1 protein-coding gene is annotated in these 314 nt (G+C 68.5%); it reads left to right on the forward strand.

The genetic code is table 11. The features are described 5' to 3' along the window. A partial coding sequence (locus ACFIF2_RS35980) for a transposase family protein (RefSeq protein ID WP_395577501.1) occupies positions 1–314 on the forward strand: 314 nt, incomplete at both ends.

Below are 314 nucleotides of genomic sequence, written 5' to 3' on the forward strand. Positions count from 1 at the left end.
CCAGCTCGCCACCGGGTTCGGTATCGGCGTCGCAACCGTGTACCGCTACATACGCGAGGCCGTCGATGTGCTGGCCGCCCTCGCACCCACCCTGGCCGAGGCGATGGACATCGCCCGGACCAAGGCGTTCGTGATCCTGGACGGCACCCTGCTGCCAATCGACCGGATCGCCGCCGACACCCCGTACTACTCGGGCAAACACAAACGTCACGGCATGAACGTCCAGGTCCTCACCGATCCCTTCGGGCAGCTGCTGTGGGCCTCACCGGCCCTGCCCGGATCGACCCACGACCTGACCGCCGCCCGCACCCACG

It is taken from the genome of Streptomyces sp. BK79, assembly GCF_044142145.1.
Lineage (GTDB): Bacteria > Actinomycetota > Actinomycetes > Streptomycetales > Streptomycetaceae > Streptomyces.